The following is a 327-nucleotide window of genomic DNA, read 5'->3' as shown; positions in this document are numbered from 1 at the left end:
ATGTGCATTTGTAGACTTAGAAGAGTTCCTTCTAACGCCTTCAAAAGGGTTACGCTTTGGAGACTCGATTAAAGTCATGCACGATAGAATGACTGATGCAAATGCCATCCTTCATCAAGCGCATATTGCGATGGTGGGTTAACCTCTAACCTAAAGCATCACTAGAGCATTATTTCGACCAACCAATGCTACGAATAAACCTGTAATACCTTCCCCATAATCGGCTTAATAGCCGATTTTTTTGTGCCTAAAAAAGCCTATCTCAATAAATACGACGTAGTTCATTCATTTGAATGACGTTATTCACTTATTTAATTTGTAAAAAAC

1 protein-coding gene is annotated in these 327 nt (G+C 37.6%); it reads left to right on the top strand.

Translation table 11 applies throughout. The features are described from left to right. On the top strand, nucleotides 1-142 hold a 142-nt coding region (locus tag AB4512_RS23530), incomplete at its 5' end, for a cell division protein ZapC domain-containing protein (protein ID WP_372175937.1). Nucleotides 143-327 lie beyond the last annotated feature (185 nt).

This window comes from Vibrio sp. 10N.222.52.B7, from assembly GCF_041474275.1.
Taxonomy (GTDB): domain Bacteria; phylum Pseudomonadota; class Gammaproteobacteria; order Enterobacterales; family Vibrionaceae; genus Vibrio; species Vibrio crassostreae_C.
The sequence above is the reverse complement of the archived record's forward strand: the minus strand, read 5'-3'. Positions and strand labels throughout refer to the sequence as shown.